The sequence below is a fragment of the Nocardia otitidiscaviarum genome (assembly GCF_007362295.1).
Classification (GTDB): Bacteria; Actinomycetota; Actinomycetes; order Mycobacteriales; family Mycobacteriaceae; genus Nocardia; species Nocardia otitidiscaviarum.
In genome coordinates, this window is sequence record NZ_CP041695.1 from 4533259 (window position 1) to 4556333 (window position 23075).

The following is a 23075-nucleotide window of genomic DNA, read 5'->3' on the forward strand; positions in this document are numbered from 1 at the left end:
ACCGATCAGGAATCGGATGTCGGGAGGGGCTTCGCGGGGCTGACCGGGACGGCAGCGGCGGCGTCCAGTGGTTCGGGGTCGGTGGTGATGGAGCCGACCAGGCGTTGGGCGGCGTCGGCGCGTACCCGGTCTTGGACGCCCCGGTCGGCGATACCGGCGATCAGGGTGTCGATGAGGGCGTAGCGGGCCGGGAGGTCGGATTGCGGGGCGGTCGCGGCCGCGTCGAGCAGGAACCGGTGGTCGACCCCGGTGCGGCGGGCGACCAGGAGGGCGACCACGCCGCAGGTGGCGCCGACCAGGGCGGTGAAGATGACCTCCGTCGGGGCGTCGTCGGTGAAGACGCCGAGGAGGACGGCGGCGATGTAGGTGAGGGCGCCCAGGGTGGCGAAGAGTTGTGCGAGCAGGTGACTTCGTCCGGTACCGGCGGGACGGCGGCCGCGCAGGGGTGGGGCCGAAAGAATCGCTCCCACAACGGGTACCGACGCGGCTGCGATGACGGCGATCTCGATGTGCGGAGTAGCGGCGGTGGCCGGGAGGGCGGAGATGACGATGTGCACGGTGGCCCTCCTTCGATCCTGAGCCGCGACCGCAGCGTAACCGAAGCAACCAGGTCGTGGTCTTCGATTCGGGGGATGCGGGTGGGTTCGGGTTGCGATGATTCTCGGTATGGCCAGGGACCCTTGGTATGTGCGCTCGACGGTCAGTGCGGCACTGTTGGTCGACTTCGCGGCGGAGCGGAGGATCGCGGGAACGGTCGCGTTGGCGGGGACGGGGATCGAGGAGGCTGAGCTCACCGATCCGACGGTGGAGATCGACCTCGACCAGGAGTTCCGGATCATCCGCAACATTCTGGATGTGACCGGGGACGAGCCGGGGCTTGGGCTGATCGCCGGAATGGCGGTGCATCTGCCGGTGATCGGGAATCTCGGGGTGGCCTTGAGCGCGTGCGCGACCGTGCGGGAGATGGTGGAGATGTGGACGCGGTTCGCGGATCTGTCGTTCGCGTATGTGCGGTACGCGCTGGAGACGTCCGGGGCGCAGGTGCTGGTGAGTATGGACGCCTCGAATGTTCCCGAGCCGGTGCGGAAGTTCGCGATCGAACGCGATCTCACGCTGATCCGCACGGTGCAGCGGGAGCTGTTGAGCTGGGATGTGCCGGTGCAGCGGCTGGATGTCATCCTCGGCTACTCCCCCGTCTACGAGGCGGTCGGCACCCTGCTGAACGTGCCCGAGATCCGATTCGACGCCGAGCGCACCGTGCTCGTCCTCGACGCCGCCGATCTGCGCCACCCCATGCCGCAGGCCCATCCGCTGCTGCGCGCGCAATACGAGCGGCTCTGCGTCGAGACCATCCAGAAGCGGCACGCGCGCACCGGCCTCAGCGGGCAGGTGCGCGAACTGCTCGTCTACCGGGGCGGACTCGCGGGGCAGACGGAGGTGGCGGCCGACCTGAACATCAGCGTCCGCACGCTGCGCCGCCGACTCGCCGACGAGGGCACCAGCTTTCGCGCCCTGAGCCACGAGACCACCGGCATGCTCGCCGAGGAACTGCTCGCCAAGGGGTTCACCGTCGACACGGTGGCGCAGCGGCTGGGGTACTCCAGCATGTCGGCCTTCTCCACCGCCTTCCGCACCTGGAAAGGGTTGGCCCCCGGCCGTTTCGCCCGCGAGAGCCGGCAGGAGGCCAGCAGGGGCTGACGCGGACGTGCACCGCTGTCGACTGGCCGGAACAACCGCATCACGCGCTCGACGACGCAGAAACTACCGCGCCGCAACGTCGCCCGGCGCAATCCCGCCGGTGGCCTGCGAGCTCCTGGTCCTCGCGGTGCCGACTGCGGCGGCGGCAGCCTGGGTCCTACCGGTCCAGCGCGCTCATGGCCGACGCCGGGTCTCCTGGCAGCGGCACGCCGTGCACGGCACGTATCTACCGAGCGTCCGGCACGGCACCGATCGGCGGCAGGAGTGCGTCGAGTTCGGCGGCCGCCGTGAGCAGGGCGCGGGAGCGCGCCGTGATATCCGCGTCCCGAGCGGACAGCCCGGCCAGCACCTCGGCCCAGCGGCGCGCCCCGCGCAGTTGCGGCATGAGCGACTGGAGCGGGGCGATGCGGTAGCCCGCCAGCCGCAGCTGGTGCACGATGCGCGCGTCCCGGACATCACCGGGCCGGTAGCTGCGCGCCGCACCGGTCGAGCTGCGCCCCGGAGTCACCAAACCCATTGCCTCCCAATGCCGCAGCGTCGACGGCCGCACGCCGAGCGCCTCGGCCAACTCCGAGATGCTCATGGCGTCGGCGGCGCGCACGTCGTCGATGGACTCGTCGGCGATGGCGTGAACCGCCGCCTGCGCCAACGCGAGATCGCGACGTTCGCGATCGAGGCGCGCGTGCGCGGCGTCCAGCAGCGCGAGGGGCTGCGACGGCGGCCCCGCGTGCACCGCCCGCATGATGGTCTTGGCCTCGACCGGACCCACACCCGCGGCCAACGCCCGGTAGGAGCGGGCGGCGCGCACATGGGTGTCGTCGTAGACCCGGTACCCGGTGGGCGTGCGCCGCGCGGGCGGCAGCACCCCGTCGCGTTCGAGGTTGCGCACCTGCTGCACGGAGTACCCGGCCAGCCGCGCCACCGCAGCGGTGCGCAAACCCGACGAGTTGCGACTTTCTCCGACCTCACCTGCGCCCATCACCGAAAACCCTACACAAGCACTTCAATGCCACGCTGTAACCATGAGTATCGATGAGATCATCGCCTACATCGAAAGCCTCGGCGGCGTGCTGACCCTGAAGCCGCAGCCCGGCGACGGCACGCCCGAGATCGCCTGGGGCGACGCGTTCTTCTACTACGCCCCCGACGGGCAGGTGCCGACCACCACCCAACCCTTCGCCACCATCGTGACCAAGGACTATCCCGACGACACCGCGTCACAGCTGTACCGGCCGAACACGTTCCGCCTGAACATCAGCGCCGGAAAGGACGCCTTCGTACAGTCGACCGAACATACCCCACGCGAAGCCCCCGAGGTCGACGCCAGCGTCGCCGATACGGTCCTACCCCACCCCGTGTACAAGAGCGCCGCGTGGCTGGCGGTGGTGAACCCGGGCCCGCGCACCGATACCACGGTGCGTGAACTGCTCCGCACCGCCCACGACCGCGCCCGAAGCCGCTACGACCGACGCGCCGGCTAACGCCTACTTCCGGTCACCCGCGAAGACGTCCAAACCCGCTGCCCGCAAATGGTGTTGCAGCTCGCGCGCATTGAGTTCGGCCAGATACCGGTTGTACGCGTCCATCGCGCGATCGGTATCGCTCGCGGCCGCCCCGCGCGCGGGCAGCAGCCCGGCGGGAATCTTCCGAATCTCCCTATCCGACAAGGGGTTCCCTTCGGTCAGCGCCGCATCCCGCTCCATCGCCCGGAACCGGACCAGCCCCCACAGGAAGAACCCCGCGAACACCGGGAACAACAGCACATAACCCGGATTGTCGTCGACCCCATACCCGGACCCGCGCCCCCAGGCCAACCAACCGAGCAGCAGCAACATCGCGGCCGCCGCCGACAGCACGGCACCCACCAGCGTCAGTCGTCTCTTGTCCGGCACAGCGACGATGCTAGCGACCTACTACGCGAGGTAGCAGCGCACCCCCTCAGGCGCGACCGCGCCGCCGCAACGAGCGACATCTCATCGCATGGAACCGTGGTTGGGGGCTGGCCGTAGAAGTCGAGCGAGCCGTCGGAGTTGGTGCGCGGCGCCGCGCTGGCCGGTACGGTTTGCGCAGTCGGCGGCTACCGAAGACCGGGTCAGGACGTCCAGTTTGCCGATCGTTCGGTAGCTCAGCATTATGGTCCCGGCCTTACGGTCGGGTCGAGGGGGACGGATGGACACGGCCCAGCGGTATGAGTTCTTCGCCGAGTACGAGGCAGGCGGGCATTCGCCGTGCTACGAGAATTGGTGCCACGAAATTGCCTGCGACAAAGGTGTTCTCGGTCTGATCGAGCAGCTTCCTCCGGAAAAGCGGCAACCGAATCTCGTCCTCGGCGCGGCCCGCTATCTCGGTGTCGAACCGTCGGACTACCGAAGTTTCAGGAACTGGCTGACAGACCATTGGACACACGTCGTCGAGGTCGCACTGCGGCGGCGCACCCAGACGAACGAGCCCGGCCGCACGGCCGTGCTGCTGCCGGTCCTGACGCAGATTCCCGGACCGCTGTCGTTGATAGAGGTTGGGGCTTCGGCCGGGTTGTGTCTGTATCCCGACCGGTACAGCTATCGCTACGACGACGAAGTGAACATCGATCCGACCGATGGGGTGTCCACGGTGGTGTTGCCGTGCACGACCTCGGGGAATCCGCCATTGCCCGCCCGCCTACCCACAGTGACCTCACGGGTCGGGGTCGATGTGAATCCGCTCGACGTCAACGACCCTGATGATGTGCGCTGGCTAGAATGCCTGGTTTGGCCGGAGCAGCACCACCGACTGCGGCGACTACGCGCCGCAGTCGCCATCGCTCGTTTCGACGCGCCCCGACTGGTCGTCGGGGACCTACTCGATTCAGTCGCGGAGCTGGTCGACGCGGCCCCATCGGCCACCACCGTGGTGGTCTTCGGTAGTGCAGTGCTGTCCTATCTCGCCCCAGATGCTCGACGCGTATTCGAGTCGACAGTGCGGGTTCTCGACTGTCGCTGGATCGCCAACGAGGGCACCGGCGTGATCGAGTCGGTCGCCGCGCGCCTGCCCGAGCCGCTCGGCGGCTCCCGAGGCAGGTTCGTCGTCAGTCTCGATGGCCAACCGCTCGCCTACGCGGGCGCACACGGTCAGACGCTGGACTGGATCAATCAGACTGACCAAGGCACGAAATGAGCGGCAGTTACGGGGATGCTGCCGAACTCAGATCGGCTCGGCCGGTCGATCGCTGGCTGCGGGCTGGCTGGCCGGAGTCACCATGTAAGCGGTAAGTGAGTGCGTTCCACTGGGTATCGGTCTCATCTGGATTCGTGCACCCGTCCTGTTCCACCTGCTTCCGACCTCGACCCCCAGCGCTGGGTTGGCGTGGCGACGCTAGCGCTTCTCGATATGCACTGCGTCCATGATCGTGCGGCAAAGGTTCCCGCGCGAGTCGCAAGTCTCCCTCGACGAAACCCTGTGCTGCGTCGGCCATGTCAGGATCCTATTGTCTTGCGCTGAACCCAACGGTCTTGACGCTGAGGGCCGCACCGAGGGCGACCGGTGGAGTAGCTGGCGCGCCTCGATCAATTCGGTATGACGATGGGACAGGACATGGCGCCCACGGCACAGGCGAGTGACGTGAGCAGGTTCTGCATCACGTCGGCGGAACCGGTGCCGAGGGAACTGCTGCCGGTGCCGGTGGTTTCCGCGGTGGCGGAACCGGCCGCGGTGACAAGTCCGGTGGCGACGGCGAGGGTGGCGACAGTTACGCGCAGTGTTCGGGTTGGGCGGTTCATGGCTGAATCGTATGGTCGGGCAGGCGAATTCGGCTGCCCCCGAATACAGGGTCTCGATCGCTTCGTCGATGCCGTTGTCACCATGGCACCACTCCGTCACGGCTCACGAATGAGCCGGAGGCGGCGTCGATTGCCCGCATCGCGGCCGCGACCACCGGTTCCGCGCCCTGCGCGGCGGTGAGGGGCGCTTGGGCGCGGTTGATGGGTGAGAAGTCGGTCTGCACGAAACCCGGGTCGACAGAGTAGACCGTGATGCCGGTGTCCGCGAGGACCTTCGACAGGGTGATGGTCAGACTGTTGAGGGCCGCCTTGGATGCCTGATAGGCGGGCACCACCAGGGCCGCCGGATCGGCCTGGGACTGCAGGGTCAGCGAACCCATGAACGAGGACACGTTCACGATCCGACCCGAGTCGCCGCGCCGCAGCAGCGGCAGCATTGCCTCCACCATGTGAAACACCCCGATCACATTGGTTTCGACGGTGCGCCGCGCCGCTTCCGGGTGCACGTACCGGCTGGGGCCGGGCGCATCCCATTCGGCGGCGATGCCCGCATTGTTCACCAGCACATCGAGCCGACCGTGGTCGCGTTCGATGTCGTCGGCCAGCCGCTGCACCGATGCGGTCGAAGTGACCTCGAGGTGGTAACCGTGTGCGTCGACACCCCGCTCCCCCAGCCGCCGCGCCGCGGCTACCGCCGCTTGCTCCGAACGCCCAGTCACGAGGACCGTGCACCCCGCCAGGCCCAACCCCAGCGCCGTCTCGAACCCGATACCACGGGTCGAGCCCGTCACCACCGCAACCTCGGCCACACCGATTCCTCTCCGAATACGCCGCTCGAAAGAACGTCCCTCGGATCATGGCCCGCGAGGACCACACGGCACCGGCGGGAATCCGACGTGGCATTCCGCGCACCCGGCGGCTCCCTCAGCCTGCGGTCGCCAGCACCCGCCACACCTTTCTGGAACGCGAGCGAACCTGCGGGGCCGCGTACTCGATGCGCCGACGCGCTTCGGTCGCACTGATGCGCAACAGATCGGTCAGCAACTCCACGGTGTCCCGATAGCCGGTATCCGCGGCGAGCCCACGGCGCTCGGCCTCGGCGACGGCGGCGCGCATGGCGGCGTCCAGTCGCCTCCGGCGGCGTTCGGTTTCGACGAGGGTGCGCAGCAGGTCGACATCGGCCAGGTCCGGCCATCCTGGTGCTGGAGCATTCGGCGCCAGCGCGGTCGAATGTGTGGTCACCCGACGCAGCCTACCGCACGATAGAACATATGTTCGAGAAACGCGGCGGATGCTCAGGGGAGTGTGGCGATGGCCAGGGTGCGCAACCGGTCGGGGTCGGCGATGACTTCGTATTCGGTGATGCGAGTGCCTTCGACCTGGAAGCGCAGGACCAGGGTCAGGTGACCTCGCGGGGCGACCACGGCGCCGACCGTTCCGTCGATGAGGGCGGGTTCGGCGAACGCGGCGCGGCGGCCGAATCGGGCGATGTCCTCGGTGACGCGGGTGATGCCGTGCGCGGTGAGCGGGGTGCCGGTGGGGACGGCCGCGGCGTCGGCGCGGCGGACGACGTCGGGAGCCAGGATCGCGAGCAGCGCTTCGACATTGCCGGTGTGGGCGGCGTCCAGGAACGCCTCGACCACGCGGCGGTGCCGGGCGAGGTCCACGGGGGAAACCGCGGGGTTGCCCCGGACGCGTCGGCGGGCGCGGCTGGCGAGCTGTTTGGCAGCCGTCGGTGTGCGGTCGACGACCGCGGCGATCTGGTCGAACGGCACCGCGAAGACGTCGTGCAGCACGAAAGCCACCCGTTCGGCGGGCGACAGCCGATCCAGCACCACCAGCAGGGCGCGGCCGACCGAGTCTGCCTGCACCGCCGCCTGTTCCGGGTCGTGGGTGGTGTCCCACAGGTCGGGGGCAGCGTCGTCGAGCGGGTGCTCGGGATGGGCTGTGCGGGAACGCAAGCGGTCCAGGCAGATTCGTGAAACCACCGTGGTGAGCCAGGCGGACAGGTTCGCCACCTCGGCCGGGTCGGTGCGGTACAGGCGCAGCCAAGTGTCCTGCACGGCGTCCTCGGCCGCGGCCCACGACCCGAGCATGCGGTAGCCGACGGCGTGCAGGTGCGAGCGCTGCGCTTCGAACTGCCTGGCCAACTCGCCCTGATCGGACATCGTCACCTTTCCCCCCGCCCGTTCGTCCACCTGTCGAGACCCCGTACGGGGGAAGTGGCGATATCGAAGGAGTATCCATGTCTACCGCAGCCATCATCGTGTCCGTGCTGGCAGCCCTGGCGGCACTTGTCGCGGCCGGTGCCGACGTGATCCGGACCGACTGGGTGGCAGGCAATATGGCCCGCTACGGCGTGCCTCGCGGTTGGCTGGCAGGGTTGGCGGGCGTCAAGGCCCTGGGCGGAGCGGGGCTGCTGATCGGCTTGGCCGCGCACCCGCTGGCGCTCGCGGCGGCCGCCGGTTTGACGATCTACTTCGTGCTCGCACTCGCAACCGTGGTGCGAGCCCGCGCGTGGTCCGATGTCGGCTACCCGCTGCCGTTTCTCGCACTCGCGGCGGCCGCGCTGGCGCTGCATCTCACCTGATCGGGACGGAACGACAGCCTCGCGGCCAGCCGAGAGTCGCAGCGCTGTATGCGCTCACCGCTGCCCTGATCCCGAAATCGGGCCGTTCCAGAGTCACCCCGGCCTCGCCACCGCGGGGAACCCGCACGACATCATCGCGGAACTTCGGAGTGTGCGGCTCGGACGCCGCGAATCTCGGGCCAGCCGACGGCTATGCCCGAGACAGCGTGCGGGGTTCCAGGCGGCCGGTGGCGGCGAGCAGCAGATCGGCTGTCGAGGCGCGGATCTCGGTGCTCCCGGTGCCGTGGGTCCAGTCGGCGTCGGTGGCGATCAGGCGGGTGTCGCGCAGGCGTTTGCGGGCGCCGTAGAAGCGGCTCCGCAGGACGTGGTCGAGGGCGGCGATGCCGGGGGCGGTGGGGACGGGGCGGGGGCGGCCGAGGGGGCGGGCGATGTCCTGGCCGTGGATGATGATGTCCACCAGGGGGTCGAGTTGGCTCGCGCCCGGGGCGGGGCGGTGGAGATCGGCGCCGTCGCGCAACTGGGCGATGAGTTCGGCCGGGGTGACGTGTGCGGCATATCGGCGTGCCTGGTCGGCGGTCATGCGGTTCCAGTCGCCTCGGGCCCGGATGATGTCGGTGAGGACGCGTCGCCAGGTGTCGCGATTGGAGAGGGCGACATGGGCGAGGACGTCGTGCACGGTCCAGCCGTCGCAGAGGGAGTCGCGGTTCCAGTCGTCGGCGCTGAGCCCGGCGAGGAAGTCCGCGAGGGACAGGCGCTCGTCGCGCACCCACCGCTGGATCAGTTCGGTGTTCACAGGTAACTCCCGGTTCGGACGGACGATTATCCGTAGTGACGGCGCGTGTCACCGATATTCATCGGACCCGGACGTGAACGGGTGGTGACCGCCCGCGGTCGAGGACGCGATCACTGCGCGGGCGCCGACGCGGACCGATAGGGTTCTCGGCGGGCCACAGCGGTCCACCGGGCACGAATAACGAAGGGACGGCGGGGATGTCGGAAGCATCGGTCGAGGTGCTCCTGGACGACTTCGAGGACAAGGGCAACTGGGAACTCGGCGGTGCGGGCGCGGAGCGGACGCATCTGACCACCTTCGCGGAGGGAGCGCCCAACAAGGAGGTGGCCTCCTTCGCCGACGGTGCGGCCGGACGCGACTACCGGGCGCTGGTGCTGTTGATCCGCCGGGCCGCCGACGACTTCGAGGTGGACCTGGTCGCCAAGGCCGGTCGGCCGTTCACCATCGCGGGCGAGCTCACCGCCCTGCGGTTGTGGGTGCGTTCCCCGCACGCCGCCATTCGCGTGCACGCCCGGCTGGAATCCGAGCAGGGCAGCGCGCAGGCGCAGTTCGGCACTGTGCCCGCCGGTGGCGAATGGCAGCATGTGGAGCTCGAGGTTCCGCAGCCGATGACGGACGCCAGCCTGGTGGGTCTGCGGGTGCGGCTCATGCACGTGGTGAAGCAGCAGGGCGAGGTCATGATCCTGCTCGACGACCTCACCGCGACGACAACCCGCTGACACGATCCGCGAGCACGCCCGCCCTCGCGCGGCTGCCCAACCGCCCGGTCGGCTCAGGTGACGCGACCGACGGCGGGCACGGCCGCACCGACGGCTACCGTAGCGGGGTGCCACCTCGTCCCCGCCTACCCCGATTGCCGCAGCTCACCCCGCCGCACGACGCGCGGCGCGGCTACGCGCAGCACGAGGTGCTGGACGAGTTGCGCCGGCTGATCCTGGAGGGAAACCTGCCACCCGGCACCGGGATGCCACTCGGCGAGCTGGCGCGGGAGTTCGGAACCAGTGCGATTCCGGTGCGCGAATCACTGCAAACCCTGATCGGTGAGGGGCTCATCGAGCACAAGCCGAACCTCGGCTATCGCGTCACCCAGTTGACCGCCGCGGAGTTGCGGGAGCTGTATCTGGTGCGCGAACGTCTGGAGTCCACGGCTCTGCTGGCGGCGGTTCCGCGCGCCACCGCCGCGGACCACCGGGCGGCGCGGGAGTCGCACGACCGCATGGAGCGGGCGGTGCTCACCGAGAACGCGGTCGCCTACCACCGCGAGACCAGGGAATTCCACCTCGCCCTGGTGCGGCCGTCGGGGATGCCGCGCCTGGTACACATGTTGGAGTACGCCTGGAACATCACCGAACCGGTGCAGCCCATGGTGCATGTGACCACCGCCGATCGGGTGGTGCTGCACGCCGATCATCGACGGCAGCTGGACGCCTTCCTGGCCCGTGATGCCGAGGCGTTGCTGGCGGCAACCGCGCAGCACCATGCGCACATGACCGGGGTGCTGGATCAGCTGCCGACGACCAGCGGCTTGCTGGCCGCCGATTCGGACGCCGTAAAAGATATATAGTTTTCGCAACACCCGGGCAATACCCGCTCGATAGCGTCGCGCAAATGCCTTTTCCCGCCGTGAGCGGGACTTCACGATCGGATGTGCGACCATGACCGACACTGTTGTGTCGCCGGGGACCGAGGCGGCCCCGGCGACCACCGCGCCGGCATACGATCCCCGGCTCACCAACGAGGATCTCGCCCCGCTGAAAAACCAGACCTGGGGCACCTACAACATCTTCGCGTTCTGGATGTCGGACGTGCACAGCGTCGGCGGGTACGTCACCGCGGGCAGCCTGTTCGCCCTCGGTCTGCACAGCTGGCAGGTGCTGGTGGCGCTGGTCGTCGGCATCACCATCGTGTACGGGCTGTGCAATCTGGTCGCCAAGCCCAGCCAGATCACCGGCGTGCCCTACCCGGTGATCTGTCGCAGCGCCTTCGGTGTGCTCGGCGCGAACATCCCGGCCATCATCCGCGGTCTGATCGCGGTGGCCTGGTACGGCATCCAGACCTTCCTGGCCTCGGCGGCCCTGGACGTGGTGCTGATCAAACTGTTCCCGGGGCTCGCCCCGTACGCGGTGGTCGAGGACTACGGGTTCGTGGGCCTGTCCGCCCTGGGCTGGGGCAGCTTCCTGCTGCTGTGGGTCTTGCAGGCGGCGGTGTTCTGGCGCGGTATGGAGTCCATCCGCAAGTTCATCGACTTCTGCGGTCCGGCCGTCTACGTGGTCATGTTCGTACTGTGCGGTTACCTCATCTGGAAGGCCGGGTGGAGCGCCATCGACCTGAACCTGGGCGCGGTCACGCTGTCCGGCTGGGAGGCGGTGCCGGTCATGCTGGGCGCGATCGCGCTGGTGGTGTCGTACTTCTCCGGGCCGATGCTCAACTTCGGCGACTTCTCGCGCTACGGCCGCAGCTTCGCCGCCGTCAAGCGCGGCAATCTGCTGGGCCTGCCGCTGAACTTCCTGGTGTTCTCGCTGCTCGTGGTGATCACCGCCGGGTTGACGCTGCCGGTGTACGGCGAACTCATCACCGACCCGGTCGCGACCGTGGCCCGCATCGACAACACCTTCGCGATCGTGCTGGGCGCGCTCACCTTCAGCATCGCCACCATCGGCATCAATATCGTCGCCAACTTCATCTCCCCCGCCTTCGACTTCTCCAATGTCGATCCGCAGCGCATCAGCTGGCGGGCGGGCGGCATGATCGCGGCCGTCGGCTCGGTGCTCATCACGCCGTGGAACCTGTACAACAACCCGGAGGTCATCCACTACACGCTGGAGACCCTGGGCGCGTTCATCGGCCCGCTGTTCGGCGTGCTCATCGCCGACTACTACCTGGTGCGCAAGCAGCGGGTGATCGTCGACGACCTGTTCACCATGGCGAAGACCGGAACCTACTGGTACCGCAGCGGATACAACCCGGCCGCCGTGCTGGCCACCGCGATCGGCGCGGCGGTGGCCGTATTCCCCGTGCTCACCTCCGGTGATATCACGGGTATGTACACCGCCGCCCAGTACAGCTGGTTCATCGGCTGCGCACTCGGGCTCGTCTGCTACCACCTGCTGGCCACGCGCGGGCCGCTGCGGCTACCCGCGCCCGAAACTCGGTGAGGGATATGCGTATTCGTGTGATCAACCCCAATACGACGGCCGCCATGACGGCGGTGATCGAGCAGGCCGCCCGCGCGGTGGTCGCGCCCGGCACCGTGGTGGAGGGGATCACGCCGAGTATGGGTCCGGCCTCCATCGAATCGCATTACGACGAGGCGTTGGCCGTGCCCGGCGTGCTGGCCGAGATCGCGCGCGGGGAACAGGTGGGTGTGGACGGGTATGTGCTGGCCTGCTTCGGCGACCCGGGACTGGACGCGGCGCGGGAGTTGGCGCGCGGACCGGTGATCGGTATCGCCGAGGCGGCCATGCACGCGGCCAGCCATCTCGGGCGCGGGTTCAGTGTGGTCACCACGCTGGCCCGCACCGCGGGGCGGGCCCATGATCTGGCGGAACGCTATGGGATGCAACGGTTCTGCCTCGGCGTGCACGCCTGTGAGATCCCGGTGCTGGAACTCGAGGATCCCAAGGCGCGCACCGTGATCGCCGACGCGTGCCGGGAGGCGGTGCACGCCGACGGGTCCGACGCCATCGTGCTCGGCTGCGCCGGGATGGCGGATCTGTGCGAGTACCTCACCGAGGAGGTGGGCGTACCGGTGGTGGACGGGGTCGGCGCGGCGACGCTGACCGTGCAGTCGCTGGTCACCATGGGGTTGCGCAAATCCGGCCGCGGCGAGTTCGCGGCCCCGCTGCCCAAACGCTATATCGGCCTGCTCGCCGAATTCGGAACCGACGGAAAGGACAAGCGCCTGTGACCCTGCCACCGGATGTGCTGGCTGGGATCGAATCCCGACTCGAGGCGGTCGATGCGCGGTTGGCTCGGCACTACCCGGGCGAGCGTCCCGGGCAGCCGATCCACACCGCCTACATCGGTGCCGCCGACGCCACGGTCGATCTGCCGCGCCGCTGGGGTGCGGCGGCCATCGAACTGGGTGAGAAGCATCGCGAACTGCTGACCGGACTGGCCGGGCACGACGTGGTGGAACTGGTGCTGGACCGGCTGCGGGAGCGGCCGATTCAGGATCTGCGCCTGGATTTCGAGGACGGCTACGGCACCCGCGGCGACGAGATCGAGGATCGGGACGCGTCGCGCGCCGGGAAGATGCTGCGGGAGCTGCCCGCGCAGGTGTACTCGCGCGGCATTCGGATCAAGGGTCTGACCACCCTGGAGTGGGCGCGGGCCGTGCGCACCCTGGAGCGAGTGCTCGACGGGGCGGGCGGGGTGCCGTCGGGTTTCGTGTTCACCATTCCCAAGATTCGCGACGCCGACCAGGTGGACACCGCCGTCCTGCTCTGCGATGCCATCGAATCCGCGCACGGACTGCCCTCGGGCGCACTGAAGTTCGAGCTCCAGATCGAGAGCCCGCAGGCGGTGATCGCCGCCGACGGCACCGCCACGGTGGCCCGGGCGATCCACCGTACCGATGGGCGCTGCACCGGATTGCATTACGGCACCTACGACTACAGCGCCGCCTGCGGTATCGCGCCGCAGTTCCAGTCGCTGGAGCATCCGGTGGCCGATCACGCCAAGGCGGTCATGCAGGCCGCCGCCGCGCAGACCGGGGTGTGGGTGTGCGACGGCTCCACGCAGGTGCTGCCGCTGGGGACCGACGACGAAGTGCGCGAGGCGATCGCGCGGCACTTCCGGCTCGTCACCCGGTCCCTGGAGCGCGGCTACTACCAGGGCTGGGATATGGGTGCCGGACATCTGGTCACCCGCTGGCTGGCCACCTTCGCCTTCTACCGAACCGCGCTCGGCGTCGCCGCACCGCGCATCGGCCGCTATCTGGACCGTCAGGGCGGGGCCGTGGTGGACGAACCCGCCACAGCACAGGCGCTGGCCACCGTCGTGCTGCGCGGACTGGACTGCGGCGCGTTCACCGCCGCCGAGGTCACCGCGCTGGTCCCCCGCGCCACCGTCGACGTCCTGCACCAACTGCGAGAAAGGAAGATGCCGACCCTATGACCGGCACGACCCCCGATTTCACGCTGCTCCCGGATCTGGCCCTGCGCACCCTCGGCGGTGCGGTGGTGTGGGCCAATGACGAATCCTTCGCGGAGAAGGAGAATCTCATCCGTCCGGAGGAGTCCACCTACTCCCCCGCCACCTTCGGCCACAAGGGCCAGGTGTACGACGGGTGGGAGACCCGCCGCCGCCGCGGCGAATTGGGCGCGCATCCGGACACCGACGACTGCGATACCGCCATCGTGCGCCTCGGCGTGCCCGGCGTCATCCACGGCGTGGTGGTCGACACCGCGTGGTTCAAGGGCAACTACCCGCCCGAGGTGACCATGGAGGCCATTGCGGTGGAAGGGTATCCGGCCACCGACGAGCTGGTCGCCAGGGACGACTGGACCACCCTGGTACAGCGGGCGAAGGTCGAGGGCGACAGCCGCAACCCGTTCTCCGTCGATTCGCGCAAGCGCTGGACGCATGTGCGGCTGCGCATGTTCCCCGACGGCGGCGTGGCCCGGCTGCGCGTGCATGGTGAGGCGAAACCCGATCTGCGACTGCTGGATTCGGGACAGTTCGACCTGGCGGCACTGGAGAACGGCGGACTGGTGGCCGACTGCTCCAACCGCTTCTACTCGCATCCGCAGAACATTCTGATGCCCGGCCGGGCGCGGGTCATGGGTGACGGCTGGGAGACCGCGCGCCGCCGCGACCGGGACAACGACTGGGTCCGGGTGCGGCTGGCCGGTGAGGGCGTGCTCACCATGGCCGAGATCGACACCTCCTACTTCCTGTTCAACAGCCCGGGCGCGGCCTCCCTCACCGGAATTCGCGCCGACGGCAGCGAGGTCGAGCTGCTGCCGCGCACGGTGCTGCGCCCCGACACCCGGCACCGCTTCGCCATCGACTCCGACGCGGCGGTGACCGAGGTGCGCCTGGATGCCTACCCCGACGGCGGCCTGGCCCGGCTGCGGCTGGTGGGCACCCTGACCGAGGATGCCCGCGCACGACTGCGGGCCGAATACGAGGAGCTGTCGTGACCGAATTCGACACCACCTACCCGCGCGACATGGTCGGCTACGGCCCCAACCCGCCGCATCCGCAGTGGCCGGGCGAGGCGAATATCGCGGTGCAGTTCGTGCTCAACTACGAGGAGGGCGGCGAGAACTGCGTCCTGGACGGCGACGAGGGATCGGAGACCTTCCTCTCCGATATCGTTCCGGCACAGTCGTTCCCGGACCGGCACCTCAGCATGGAGTCGCTCTACGAGTACGGCTCCCGCGCCGGACTCTGGCGGGTGCTGCGTGCCTTCGAACGACGCGATATCCCGCTCACCATCTTCGGGGTGGCCCGGGCGCTGGAACGCAATCCCGAGGCGGTGGCGGCGTTCCAGCGCAACGGGTACGAGATCGCCTGCCACGGGCTGCGCTGGATCTCCTACCAGACGGTCGACCGCGAGACCGAGCGCAAGCATATGGCGGAGGCGGTGGAGATCATCACCCGCCTGTTCGGTGAACCGCCGCGCGGCTGGTACACCGGGCGCGATTCGCCGCACACCCGGGAACTGGTCGTCGAGCACGGCGGATTCGTCTACGACTCCGACTCCTACGCCGACGACCTGCCGTACTGGGTGAAGGTCGGCGACACCGATCAACTGGTGCTGCCGTACACGTTGGAGGCCAATGACATGCGCTTCTCCTCGGCGGCCGGATTCGCCAACGGGGACGAGTTCTACGCCTACCTGCGGGACGCGTTTGACGTGCTGTACGCCGAGGGGATGGCGGGGGCACCGAAGATGCTGTCCGTCGGACTGCACTGCCGGCTGGCGGGGCGGCCCGCGCGGGCGGCGGCGCTGGAGCGGTTCCTGGACTACGTGCAGTCGCACGAGAAGGTGTGGCTGGCGCGGCGGATCGATATCGCCGAGCACTGGCGCACGGTGCATCCGCCGCGCTGAGTGGTGGGAACGGCGCTCGGGCGGAGGGTGCTGCGCTTGCCCACCCTGCGCCCCTGGCGCAGACTGCCCAAGCGCAGCGGCACGGTCCCGGGCGTGCCGCCCCGGTCACCTGCACTCGGGCATACGCCGCCCGCCGGTCGGCACTCAGCCGCCGTGGCGCTCCAGTTTCTCCAGTTCCACGGCGCGGCGCATGGTTTCGCGGGCGCGGGAGCGGTCGCCCGCGTAGTCGTAGGCGCGGGCCACGCGGTAGCAGGTGCGCCAGTTGTCCGGGTCGGCCTCCCATTCGGATTTGACCTGGGCGAAGAGTTGGTCGGCGGCGTCGCGCTGGATGCGGCCGGAGGGGCGGCGGGGCAGGTCGGAGACGTCCAGTTCCTGGCCGTCCTCGGCCATGCGCCGAGCCAGGCGCTGATGGTCGAGGGCGGCGCGGACGGAGCTGTAGACGATCCAGACGCCGACGATCGGGAGGATCAATACGCCGATGCCGATGCCGATGGCGGCCAGGTCACCGGATCCGAGCAGGCTGAACGCGATCCGGCCGAGCAGGAAGAAGTAGAACCCCAGCGCCACCACCAGGAAGGCGATCAGCCCGATGATGCGCGGCGACCGATTGCCGCCGGTACCGCTCACCGCCGCACCTGGCCGACGCTCGACAGCGCCGCGCATGCTGCGCCCTGTGTCATCCGCTCACTCGCACACACGCTCACTGCCGCACGACCCTCGGTGCCGCCGCGCAGGCTGCGACCTGTGTCATCGGCCCGCTCGCTCACAGGTCCAGCAGCGGATCGATGCCGACGGTCAGGCCGGGGCGGTGCGGGGTCTTGCGGACGCCCAGCAGCACGCCCGGTGCGAAGGAGCTGCGGTCGATGGAGTCGTGGCGGATGGTGAGGGTCTCGCCCTGGGTGCCGAACAGCACCTCCTGGTGGGCGACCAGTCCGGCGAGGCGGACCGAGTGCACCCGCACCCCGTCCACATCAGCGCCGCGCGCGCCCTCGAGTTCGGTGGTGGTGGCGTCGGGGCTGCGTCCGACCCCGGCCTTCTCGCGTGCGGCGGCGATCAGCCCCGCCGTGCGGTAGGCGGTGCCCGACGGCGCGTCGGCCTTGTTGGGGTGGTGCAGTTCGATGACCTCGACGGAGTCGAAGAACCGCGCCGCCTGCTCGGCGAACCGCATGGACAGCACCGCGCCGATGGCGAAGTTCGGCGCGATGAGCACGCCCACCTCCGGGTTCTGCGCCAGCCACCCGCGCACCTCGTCGAGTCGCGCGGCATCGAAGCCGGTGGTGCCGACCACGGCGTGGATCCCGTGCTCGACCAGCCACCGCAGATTCGGCATCACCACGTCGGGGTGGGTGAAGTCGACCACGACCTGCGTCCCGGACTCGGCGAACGCGTCCAGCGCATCCCCCTTGTCCACCTGCGCGACCAGCTCCAGATCATCGGCCGCCTCGACCGCCGCGCAGATCGCCTGCCCGACCTTGCCCTGCGCCCCGAGCACACCCACCCGGATCCGGTTCGTGGTCACCTGTTCTCCTCACCCGTCGTTCGGCAGTCGCCAGTGAGCCTACTGCGCCCACCGAGCACCGCCGGACCCCCGGTGGGATGCGTCCCTCTCCACGTCACCGAGTACGGCACCGTGCAGCCCGCGCGCCTATCGGGTCCACGGATCGACGATCGGCACGCCGGTCACTTCGAAGTCCCGCACATTGCGGGTCACAATCGTGAGCCCGTGAGATTCGGCGGTCGCGGCGATGAGTCCGTCGACCGGGTCGACGCAGCGGCCCAGCACGTCCACCCGGGCCCGCAATCGTCCCCACGCCAGCGCGACGACCTCGTCGATCGGTAGCAGCCGACCCGCGAAACGATCCGGCACCTCCTCCGTCAACCATGCGGACAGCCGCTCCCGCCGTTTGCCGTCCGGCAGTCTGTCGACGCCCCTACGCAATTCACCGAGCGTCACGACGCTGAGGAATGTGCGGTCCTCGTCGATCGAGTCGAACCAGTCGGCCAGCCCTCGATTCGGTTGGGGCTTCACCCATTCCGATACCGCGTTGGTGTCGAGGAGAAAATTCACAGCCGGACGTCCCGGTGGTGGGAATCACTGCGCTCGCGCTCGATCACCACCCCGGAGTCACGTAGCGGCGATTCGGCGAAGAACTGAGCCAGACTACCGGTGCGCGCACTTTTCCGACGCCACTCGTCCACCGGCACCACGACGGCCACCTCACGTCCGCGCCTGCTGATCACCTGCGGTCCCTCCCGTTCGACCTTGTCGATCAATTCGGACAGCTTGGCTTTGGCCTCCGCCAGCGGCCACGCGACGTCCATGCGGGTTCGTCGAGCCTCGTCCACCATCTGACCACCTCCCACATCCAGGCTAGTCAAACTAGTCACTTCGGTCTATAGCCGATCCGAATGATCAACATTCGGCGTCCAGACGTCAGTCGAAGACGATGATCTGGCGCAGGGCGTGGCCGGAGGCCAGTTCGTCCATGCCCTGATTGACGTCCTCGAGGCGGATGCGGGCGGAGATGAGGCGTTCCACCGGGAGGCTGCCCTCTCGCCACATGCGCACGTACTCGGGGATGTCTCGGGACGGCACGGCGGAGCCCAGGTAGCTGCCGACGATGGAGCGGCCCTGGGCGACCAGTCCGAGCGGGGAGATGGTGGCGGTCGCGTCCGGTGCGGGCAGGCCGACGGTCACCGTGGTACCACCGGGAGCCGTTGCGGCGACGGCGGTTTCGAAGGCGCGGACATTGCCCGCCGCTTCGATCACGATCTCGGCCTGGATGCCCTCGGCGGCGACCTCGGCCGGGGTGTAGGCGGCCGTCGCGCCGAATTCCGTGGCCGGCTTCAGTTTCTCGGGCACGGTGTCGACGGCGATGACATCGCGGCCGGTGCCCTCCCGCAGCGCGGCGGCCACCAGCACGGCCGCCATGCCGACCCCGCCGAGCCCGACCACCATGATGCGGTCGGCCGGTCCCGGCTTCGCCGAATTCAGCAGCGCCCCACCGCCGGTCAGCACGGCGCAGCCCAGCACCGCCGCCACGTCGGCGGGCACGTCGTCGTCGACCGGCACCACCGAACGGCTGTCGACCACGGCATGGGTGGCGAAGCCGGACACTCCGAGATGGTGGTGCACCTCGTCGCCGTCGCGCAGCAGCCGCCGCCCACCCGCGAGCAGTTCGCCCGCGTTGTTGGCGAGGCTGCCCGGCAGGCACGGTGTGCGCCCCTCGGTGGCGCATCCGGCGCACTCCCCGCAGCGCGGCAGGAAGGTCATGACCACCCGCTGGCCGACGCGCAGCGTGCTCTCCCCCGGCCCGACCGCTTCGATCCGCCCGGCCGCCTCGTGGCCGAGCAGCATGGGCACCGGCCGCACCCGGTTGCCGTCCACCACCGACAGGTCCGAATGGCACAGTCCGGCGGCCTCGATCCGGACCAGCAATTCGCCCGCTCCGGGCTCGGCCAGGTCGAGTTCGCTCACGGTTATCGGCTGGGACCGCTCGTAGGGCGGCTCCGCGCCGATCCGCTCCAGTACTGCACCACGAATCCTCATGGGCCAGACGGTACCCAATTTTCCCCCTTTCGGAACGAGCCGAAGCCTGCTTCTATTGTCCCAGACACCAGGAGGCGACCATGAGCAGAGTCCAGACGTCCAGCCGGGCGCTCAACCATGTGGTGACCGACTTCTTCGGGCAGGTCGCCCGCGCCTACGACAGTGCGACGCTGCAACGCCTCGTGTACCGGCCGCCGCAGGATCAGGTGGTGGCCGAACTGCGCGCCGCCGGTTCCCGCCGGATCGCCGATATCGGCTGCGGCACCGGCATTCTCACCGATCGCATCGAGCGCGAACTGCACCCCGAGGTGGTGTACGGGGTGGACGCCTCGGCGGGCATGCTCGCCCGGGCCGGGCGGCGTTCCACCGCGGTGCGCTGGGTACGCGGCCCGGCCGAGCGGTTGCCGCTGGCCGACGGCGAACTCGACGCGGTGGTCACCACCAGTGCCTTCCATTTCTTCGACCATCCGGCGGCGCTGCGCGAATTCCACCGGGTGCTCGCGCCCGGCGGTCTGGTGGCCATCGCCACCGTGCATCCGTCCGCCCCGGCCAGCCGCCCCCTACAGCGGCTCACCCGCAGCCCGAAGTTCCCGGCGCACGCGCCCTCTCCGCAGGAGACGCGAAACCTGCTGGAGCGAGCCGGTTTCGAGGTGACCGATCAGCGCAAGGTGCACCGGCCGCCGCTGCCGGACTTCCTGATTCCCGATGTGATCACCGTCGCCCGCCGCCGCTGACCGGTCACCCGATGCGGCGCGCTCGCATATCGCCGGGCACCGGCACCTCCCGCACGGTGCCGTCGGGCTGCGCGTACACCATGGCACCGCCGCCGGTGTAGATACCGACCAGCACCGGTCCGCGGGTGCGGAAGTCACTGAAGACCAGGTCGCCGGGTGCGACCCTGCTCGCGGGCACCTCCGTGCCCACCTCCCACTGCTGTTCGACCGTGGTCGGCAGGGTGATGCTGCCGCCGCTGGCCGCCGAGACGGCCGCGGCGGTGAAGCCCGCCTCGTCGAACCCACCGGCGGACGGCCCCTGCGGTCCGCCGCCGCCGAAGACGTAGGGGGTGCCGACCCAGTCGTGCGCGGCCTCCACGATCTGCGGGCCCAGATCCGCGTCCGGATCGGGGACGAAGCGTCCGGCGCTGCCCATACTGCGGAATCCGGCCTCCGCGGCCAGGATTCGCGCCACGTAGGGGCGGGTCTCGGTGTAGTGCGCGGCGTACTGGTTGGGCATGCCGCCCGAGGCCAGCACGGCTCCCTCACCGGCGTTGTAGGCGGCCAGCGTCAGCGCCGTGACGTCACCGGCCACCGTGCCCTGGTCGACCCAGCCCTGCACCTTGTCCGCCAGCGCGCACATGTAGCGGCCCTGACCGATGATGGCGTCGCCGTCGTCCCACACACTGGCCACGCCGTTGCCGTCGGCGTCGATGACATAGGGCTGGCCGTCCGGTGCGGCCGAGACCGCGGTACCGGGCATGAACTGCGCCAAACCCTGTGCGCCCGCCGGAGATACGGCGCCGCGCCGGAAGCCGGATTCGGCCTGGCCCTGCGCGGCCAGCAGCGAGGCGCTGATCTGCGGGCACAGCGACCCGGCGCGCCGGTACCAGATCTCGAGTTCCGGCGGCACCTTGCCGCTGGCGAGATTGCCGCCCGGGCTGCCGAAACCGTTGTCGCAGAACACCGAGACCAGATCCTCGAGCGACGGCATGGCACCGCCCGACAGCCACGGCATCGGGTCCACCGCCCGCCCACCGGTCATGCGGCCGCCGGGGACGAGTTCGAAATGCAGGTGCGGTCCGGTGGATTCACCGGCATTGCCGACATCGGCGATGTGCTGTCCGGCGCGCACGACATCGCCGACCTTCACGTAGATCTGCGGCAGGTACATATGTCCGTAGACGGTGGAGTAGCGGTTCCCCTTCGCGTCGAGGTGGTCGATCACCACCCAGCCGCCGAAACCGGAGGCCGGTCCCGCGGCCACCACCCGGCCGTCGGCCGCGGCGAAGATGGGAGTGCCGGAGGGGGCGGCCAGGTCGACGCCGTGGTGGCCGCCGCCGCGCGACCCGTAGACGTCGGACACGGTGTAGGAGTTCGCCGCGAGCGGGAAGCTGCGAGAGTTGTTGGGGCGCAGGCCGCCCGCCTCGTTGACCGGGCCGGGCATGGCCGCCAGCGACACGGTCGGATCGTCGAGGGCCGGGGTGGTCGCCTGTTCCTTCACGGTGACCTGCACCCGGTCCATGTGGTTGAGCTCGTCGCTGCCGCGATCCGCGAGCGGTGTCCAGCGCACGCCCGCCGCGGTGTCGGGGGTCCAGCTGCGCTGCTTCCAGATCACGTACTCCACACCGAAATTCGCGGCGTTCTCCTGGAGGAAGGCGACGATGGCGTCGCCCTTGGCCTGACCGATGCCATCGGCGCCCACGATGAATTCCACCGCGCGTCCGCTCGCATGATCGGGATAGGCGCTGTCGTCCATGCGTCCGCGCATATCCATCATGCCGAACCGGGCCACCACGCAGCGCAGCGCGCGCAGCGCTCCCTCCTGCAGGCCGACCTCGGCCGGTGCACCGGTGGCCGGGCAATTCGGTTCCGTCGCAGCGCGTGTCGTGGTGGCGATGGCGGGCATACCGGGGGCGCAGGCGTCGTCGCTGGCGGGCAGGACGATCACCAGCAGCAGGGTGACCAGGGCCAGCACCGTGCCGCCCGCGATCATCGCCAGGCGAGAGCCCGTCACGCGAGAGCGCTCCCGGCCGGTGCGGCGAGCGGACCGACCACGACCGCCGGAACAGGTGCGCCGACCGCCGATGCGGTGGACTGCACTGAGCGAGGCATCGGTCATGCTCCTTCGGCGCGAACGGGTCGGGCGTGATCGGCACAGATCGCGAGGTCATTCTGCCATGCCCGGAGCGGGGACGGCGGTATCTCCCGCGAGTGTTCACCGCGCGGTCCGACGCGACGGCCCGGGTACGTCGGATACCGCGATCGTGCATGGCGACGGTTGCGGCCCACCCGAACGCAGACGGCCGCACAGCGACACGGGTGCGCGAATGCGCCGGTGTGGCGACGCGGGATGTGCGGACGCGCCAGTCGGCGACGCGACCCCCCGGTGCCGCCACGGCCAGCTGCGCGGGGTCGCGGTGGGCCGGATCGCGGGGTGCCCGCGCGATCTGCCCGCCGCCCACCGGTACCGGGGTGTTCGGCGCGAGCACGATATCGGACGCCTGTTGCCGCACCGCCTTCCGCGCTACGCGCGGTGCGGCGGGAACCGCGTCGGCCAGGATCGCGGATGCGGCAGGTAGAAGGCACCGTAGGGAACCCGGAGCACGGCGGGCGGGACAGAGCGTGCACGGAGCTGACCGGTGGCTCGGGGCAGCGACCGCTCGATCTCCGCCCAAAACGAACTGGACGGCGCAGGATGGAGGGTATGCGCGGAATCCCCCCGTTCGGCACCGTGTCCGCGACTGCGACACCCCGCTCCGGCGACCGGCGCCGGGGCTACGGCGAACAGCACCACAGCTCCAGCGAGCAACACCGCAACTCCAGCGAGCAACACCGCAACTCCAACGCACAGCACCGCAACTCCAACGCACAGCACCGCAACTCCAGCGAACAGCACCGCAGCTACGGCGAACA

Annotated in this window: 26 protein-coding genes; 12 read left to right on the forward strand and 14 right to left on the reverse strand. The window is 69.5% G+C overall.

All coding sequences use genetic code 11. The features are described 5' to 3' along the window. Window positions 1-5: 5 nt before the first annotated feature. Window positions 6-557, reverse strand: a complete 552-nt coding sequence (locus FOH10_RS20225; RefSeq protein ID WP_143981917.1) for a hypothetical protein — start codon at window positions 555-557, stop codon at window positions 6-8. A gap of 109 nt (window positions 558-666) precedes the next feature. Between FOH10_RS20225 and FOH10_RS20230 the strand changes: the two genes are divergently transcribed. Continuing rightward, entirely contained in the window at window positions 667-1698 is a 1032-nt protein-coding gene (locus FOH10_RS20230; protein ID WP_186000539.1) for an AraC family transcriptional regulator, read from the forward strand. A 226-nt stretch (window positions 1699-1924) separates the two neighbouring features. On the opposite strand, the gene FOH10_RS20235 is transcribed toward FOH10_RS20230, so the two are convergent. Further along, window positions 1925-2677 carry a MerR family transcriptional regulator gene (locus tag FOH10_RS20235; protein ID WP_143981919.1) on the reverse strand — a complete coding sequence of 251 codons (753 nt, stop codon included), beginning with the start codon at window positions 2675-2677 and terminating at the stop codon, window positions 1925-1927. Window positions 2678-2720: 43 nt separating this feature from the next. Between FOH10_RS20235 and FOH10_RS20240 the strand changes: the two genes are divergently transcribed. Continuing rightward, window positions 2721-3179 carry a DUF6194 family protein gene (locus tag FOH10_RS20240; protein ID WP_143981920.1) on the forward strand — a complete coding sequence of 153 codons (459 nt, stop codon included), beginning with the start codon at window positions 2721-2723 and terminating at the stop codon, window positions 3177-3179. A gap of 3 nt (window positions 3180-3182) precedes the next feature. On the opposite strand, the gene FOH10_RS20245 is transcribed toward FOH10_RS20240, so the two are convergent. Beyond that, complete coding sequence (locus FOH10_RS20245; protein WP_143981921.1) at window positions 3183-3590, reverse strand: transcriptional regulator; 408 nt, start codon at window positions 3588-3590, stop codon at window positions 3183-3185. Window positions 3591-3867: 277 nt separating this feature from the next. Between FOH10_RS20245 and FOH10_RS20250 the strand changes: the two genes are divergently transcribed. Next, complete coding sequence (locus FOH10_RS20250; protein ID WP_143981922.1) at window positions 3868-4851, forward strand: DUF2332 domain-containing protein; 984 nt, start codon at window positions 3868-3870, stop codon at window positions 4849-4851. Between the two features lie 389 nt (window positions 4852-5240). Here FOH10_RS20250 and FOH10_RS20255 read toward each other — a convergent pair whose 3' ends face one another. The 4 genes from FOH10_RS20255 to FOH10_RS20270 form a co-directional block, all read right to left on the reverse strand. Continuing rightward, window positions 5241-5453 (reverse strand): hypothetical protein, encoded by a 213-nt coding sequence (locus FOH10_RS20255; RefSeq protein WP_143981923.1) that lies wholly within the window; start codon window positions 5451-5453, stop codon window positions 5241-5243. Window positions 5454-5530: 77 nt separating this feature from the next. Beyond that, window positions 5531-6262, reverse strand: a complete 732-nt coding sequence (locus FOH10_RS20260; protein WP_143981924.1) for an SDR family NAD(P)-dependent oxidoreductase — start codon at window positions 6260-6262, stop codon at window positions 5531-5533. 115 nt (window positions 6263-6377) lie between these two features. Next, window positions 6378-6695 (reverse strand): DUF222 domain-containing protein, encoded by a 318-nt coding sequence (locus tag FOH10_RS20265; protein WP_235204425.1) that lies wholly within the window; start codon window positions 6693-6695, stop codon window positions 6378-6380. A 53-nt stretch (window positions 6696-6748) separates the two neighbouring features. Then, on the reverse strand, window positions 6749-7621 hold the full coding sequence (locus tag FOH10_RS20270; RefSeq protein ID WP_143981925.1) for a sigma-70 family RNA polymerase sigma factor: 873 nt from the start codon (window positions 7619-7621) through the stop codon (window positions 6749-6751). A gap of 77 nt (window positions 7622-7698) precedes the next feature. On the opposite strand from FOH10_RS20270, the gene FOH10_RS20275 reads away from it, so the two are divergent. Then, the gene (locus FOH10_RS20275) at window positions 7699-8043 is read left to right on the forward strand and encodes a DoxX family protein (RefSeq protein WP_143981926.1); all 345 of its coding nucleotides are present in this window, start codon (window positions 7699-7701) and stop codon (window positions 8041-8043) included. 190 nt (window positions 8044-8233) lie between these two features. On the opposite strand, the gene FOH10_RS20280 is transcribed toward FOH10_RS20275, so the two are convergent. Beyond that, window positions 8234-8836, reverse strand: a complete 603-nt coding sequence (locus tag FOH10_RS20280) for a maleylpyruvate isomerase family mycothiol-dependent enzyme (protein WP_143981927.1) — start codon at window positions 8834-8836, stop codon at window positions 8234-8236. Between the two features lie 197 nt (window positions 8837-9033). Here FOH10_RS20280 and FOH10_RS35780 point away from each other — a divergent pair, with 197 nt between their 5' ends. From FOH10_RS35780 to puuE, 7 genes are all read left to right on the forward strand, one after another. Next, window positions 9034-9555 carry a hypothetical protein gene (locus FOH10_RS35780; RefSeq protein WP_244961297.1) on the forward strand — a complete coding sequence of 174 codons (522 nt, stop codon included), beginning with the start codon at window positions 9034-9036 and terminating at the stop codon, window positions 9553-9555. A gap of 107 nt (window positions 9556-9662) precedes the next feature. Beyond that, window positions 9663-10400 (forward strand): GntR family transcriptional regulator, encoded by a 738-nt coding sequence (locus FOH10_RS20285; protein ID WP_195147624.1) that lies wholly within the window; start codon window positions 9663-9665, stop codon window positions 10398-10400. 91 nt (window positions 10401-10491) lie between these two features. Continuing rightward, window positions 10492-11991, forward strand: a complete 1500-nt coding sequence (locus FOH10_RS20290; RefSeq protein WP_143981929.1) for an NCS1 family nucleobase:cation symporter-1 — start codon at window positions 10492-10494, stop codon at window positions 11989-11991. Window positions 11992-11996: 5 nt separating this feature from the next. Next, a complete protein-coding gene (locus FOH10_RS20295) occupies window positions 11997-12743 on the forward strand; it encodes an aspartate/glutamate racemase family protein (protein WP_143981930.1) in 747 nt (248 codons plus the stop codon). Next, window positions 12740-13954, forward strand: a complete 1215-nt coding sequence (locus FOH10_RS20300) for a DUF6986 family protein (RefSeq protein WP_244961298.1) — start codon at window positions 12740-12742, stop codon at window positions 13952-13954. Before FOH10_RS20295 ends, FOH10_RS20300 begins: the two co-directional genes overlap by 4 nt. Continuing rightward, window positions 13951-14982, forward strand: coding sequence for an allantoicase (gene alc / locus FOH10_RS20305; RefSeq protein WP_143981931.1), 1032 nt, complete (start codon window positions 13951-13953; stop codon window positions 14980-14982). The genes FOH10_RS20300 and alc overlap by 4 nt, the downstream gene beginning before the upstream one ends. Before the next feature lie 29 nt (window positions 14983-15011). Then, window positions 15012-15896 (forward strand): allantoinase PuuE, encoded by an 885-nt coding sequence (gene puuE / locus FOH10_RS20310; RefSeq protein ID WP_029928138.1) that lies wholly within the window; start codon window positions 15012-15014, stop codon window positions 15894-15896. 144 nt (window positions 15897-16040) lie between these two features. On the opposite strand, the gene FOH10_RS20315 is transcribed toward puuE, so the two are convergent. The 5 genes from FOH10_RS20315 to FOH10_RS20335 all read right to left on the reverse strand — a co-directional run bounded on the left by FOH10_RS20315 (window position 16041) and on the right by FOH10_RS20335 (window position 19446). Continuing rightward, window positions 16041-16523 carry a hypothetical protein gene (locus FOH10_RS20315; RefSeq protein WP_143981932.1) on the reverse strand — a complete coding sequence of 161 codons (483 nt, stop codon included), beginning with the start codon at window positions 16521-16523 and terminating at the stop codon, window positions 16041-16043. Window positions 16524-16659: 136 nt separating this feature from the next. Next, on the reverse strand, window positions 16660-17400 hold the full coding sequence (gene dapB, locus FOH10_RS20320) for a 4-hydroxy-tetrahydrodipicolinate reductase (protein WP_186000916.1): 741 nt from the start codon (window positions 17398-17400) through the stop codon (window positions 16660-16662). Between the two features lie 141 nt (window positions 17401-17541). Beyond that, entirely contained in the window at window positions 17542-17964 is a 423-nt protein-coding gene (locus FOH10_RS20325; RefSeq protein ID WP_143981933.1) for a type II toxin-antitoxin system VapC family toxin, read from the reverse strand. Then, entirely contained in the window at window positions 17961-18245 is a 285-nt protein-coding gene (locus FOH10_RS20330; RefSeq protein WP_143981934.1) for a type II toxin-antitoxin system Phd/YefM family antitoxin, read from the reverse strand. The genes FOH10_RS20325 and FOH10_RS20330 overlap by 4 nt, the downstream gene beginning before the upstream one ends. Before the next feature lie 85 nt (window positions 18246-18330). Further along, entirely contained in the window at window positions 18331-19446 is a 1116-nt protein-coding gene (locus FOH10_RS20335) for an alcohol dehydrogenase catalytic domain-containing protein (RefSeq protein WP_143981935.1), read from the reverse strand. An 80-nt stretch (window positions 19447-19526) separates the two neighbouring features. Between FOH10_RS20335 and FOH10_RS20340 the strand changes: the two genes are divergently transcribed. Next, window positions 19527-20180 carry a class I SAM-dependent methyltransferase gene (locus tag FOH10_RS20340; RefSeq protein WP_143981936.1) on the forward strand — a complete coding sequence of 218 codons (654 nt, stop codon included), beginning with the start codon at window positions 19527-19529 and terminating at the stop codon, window positions 20178-20180. Window positions 20181-20184: 4 nt separating this feature from the next. Here FOH10_RS20340 and FOH10_RS20345 read toward each other — a convergent pair whose 3' ends face one another. Next, complete coding sequence (locus tag FOH10_RS20345; protein WP_244961299.1) at window positions 20185-22176, reverse strand: peptidoglycan DD-metalloendopeptidase family protein; 1992 nt, start codon at window positions 22174-22176, stop codon at window positions 20185-20187. Between the last annotated feature and the right edge of the window lie 899 nt (window positions 22177-23075).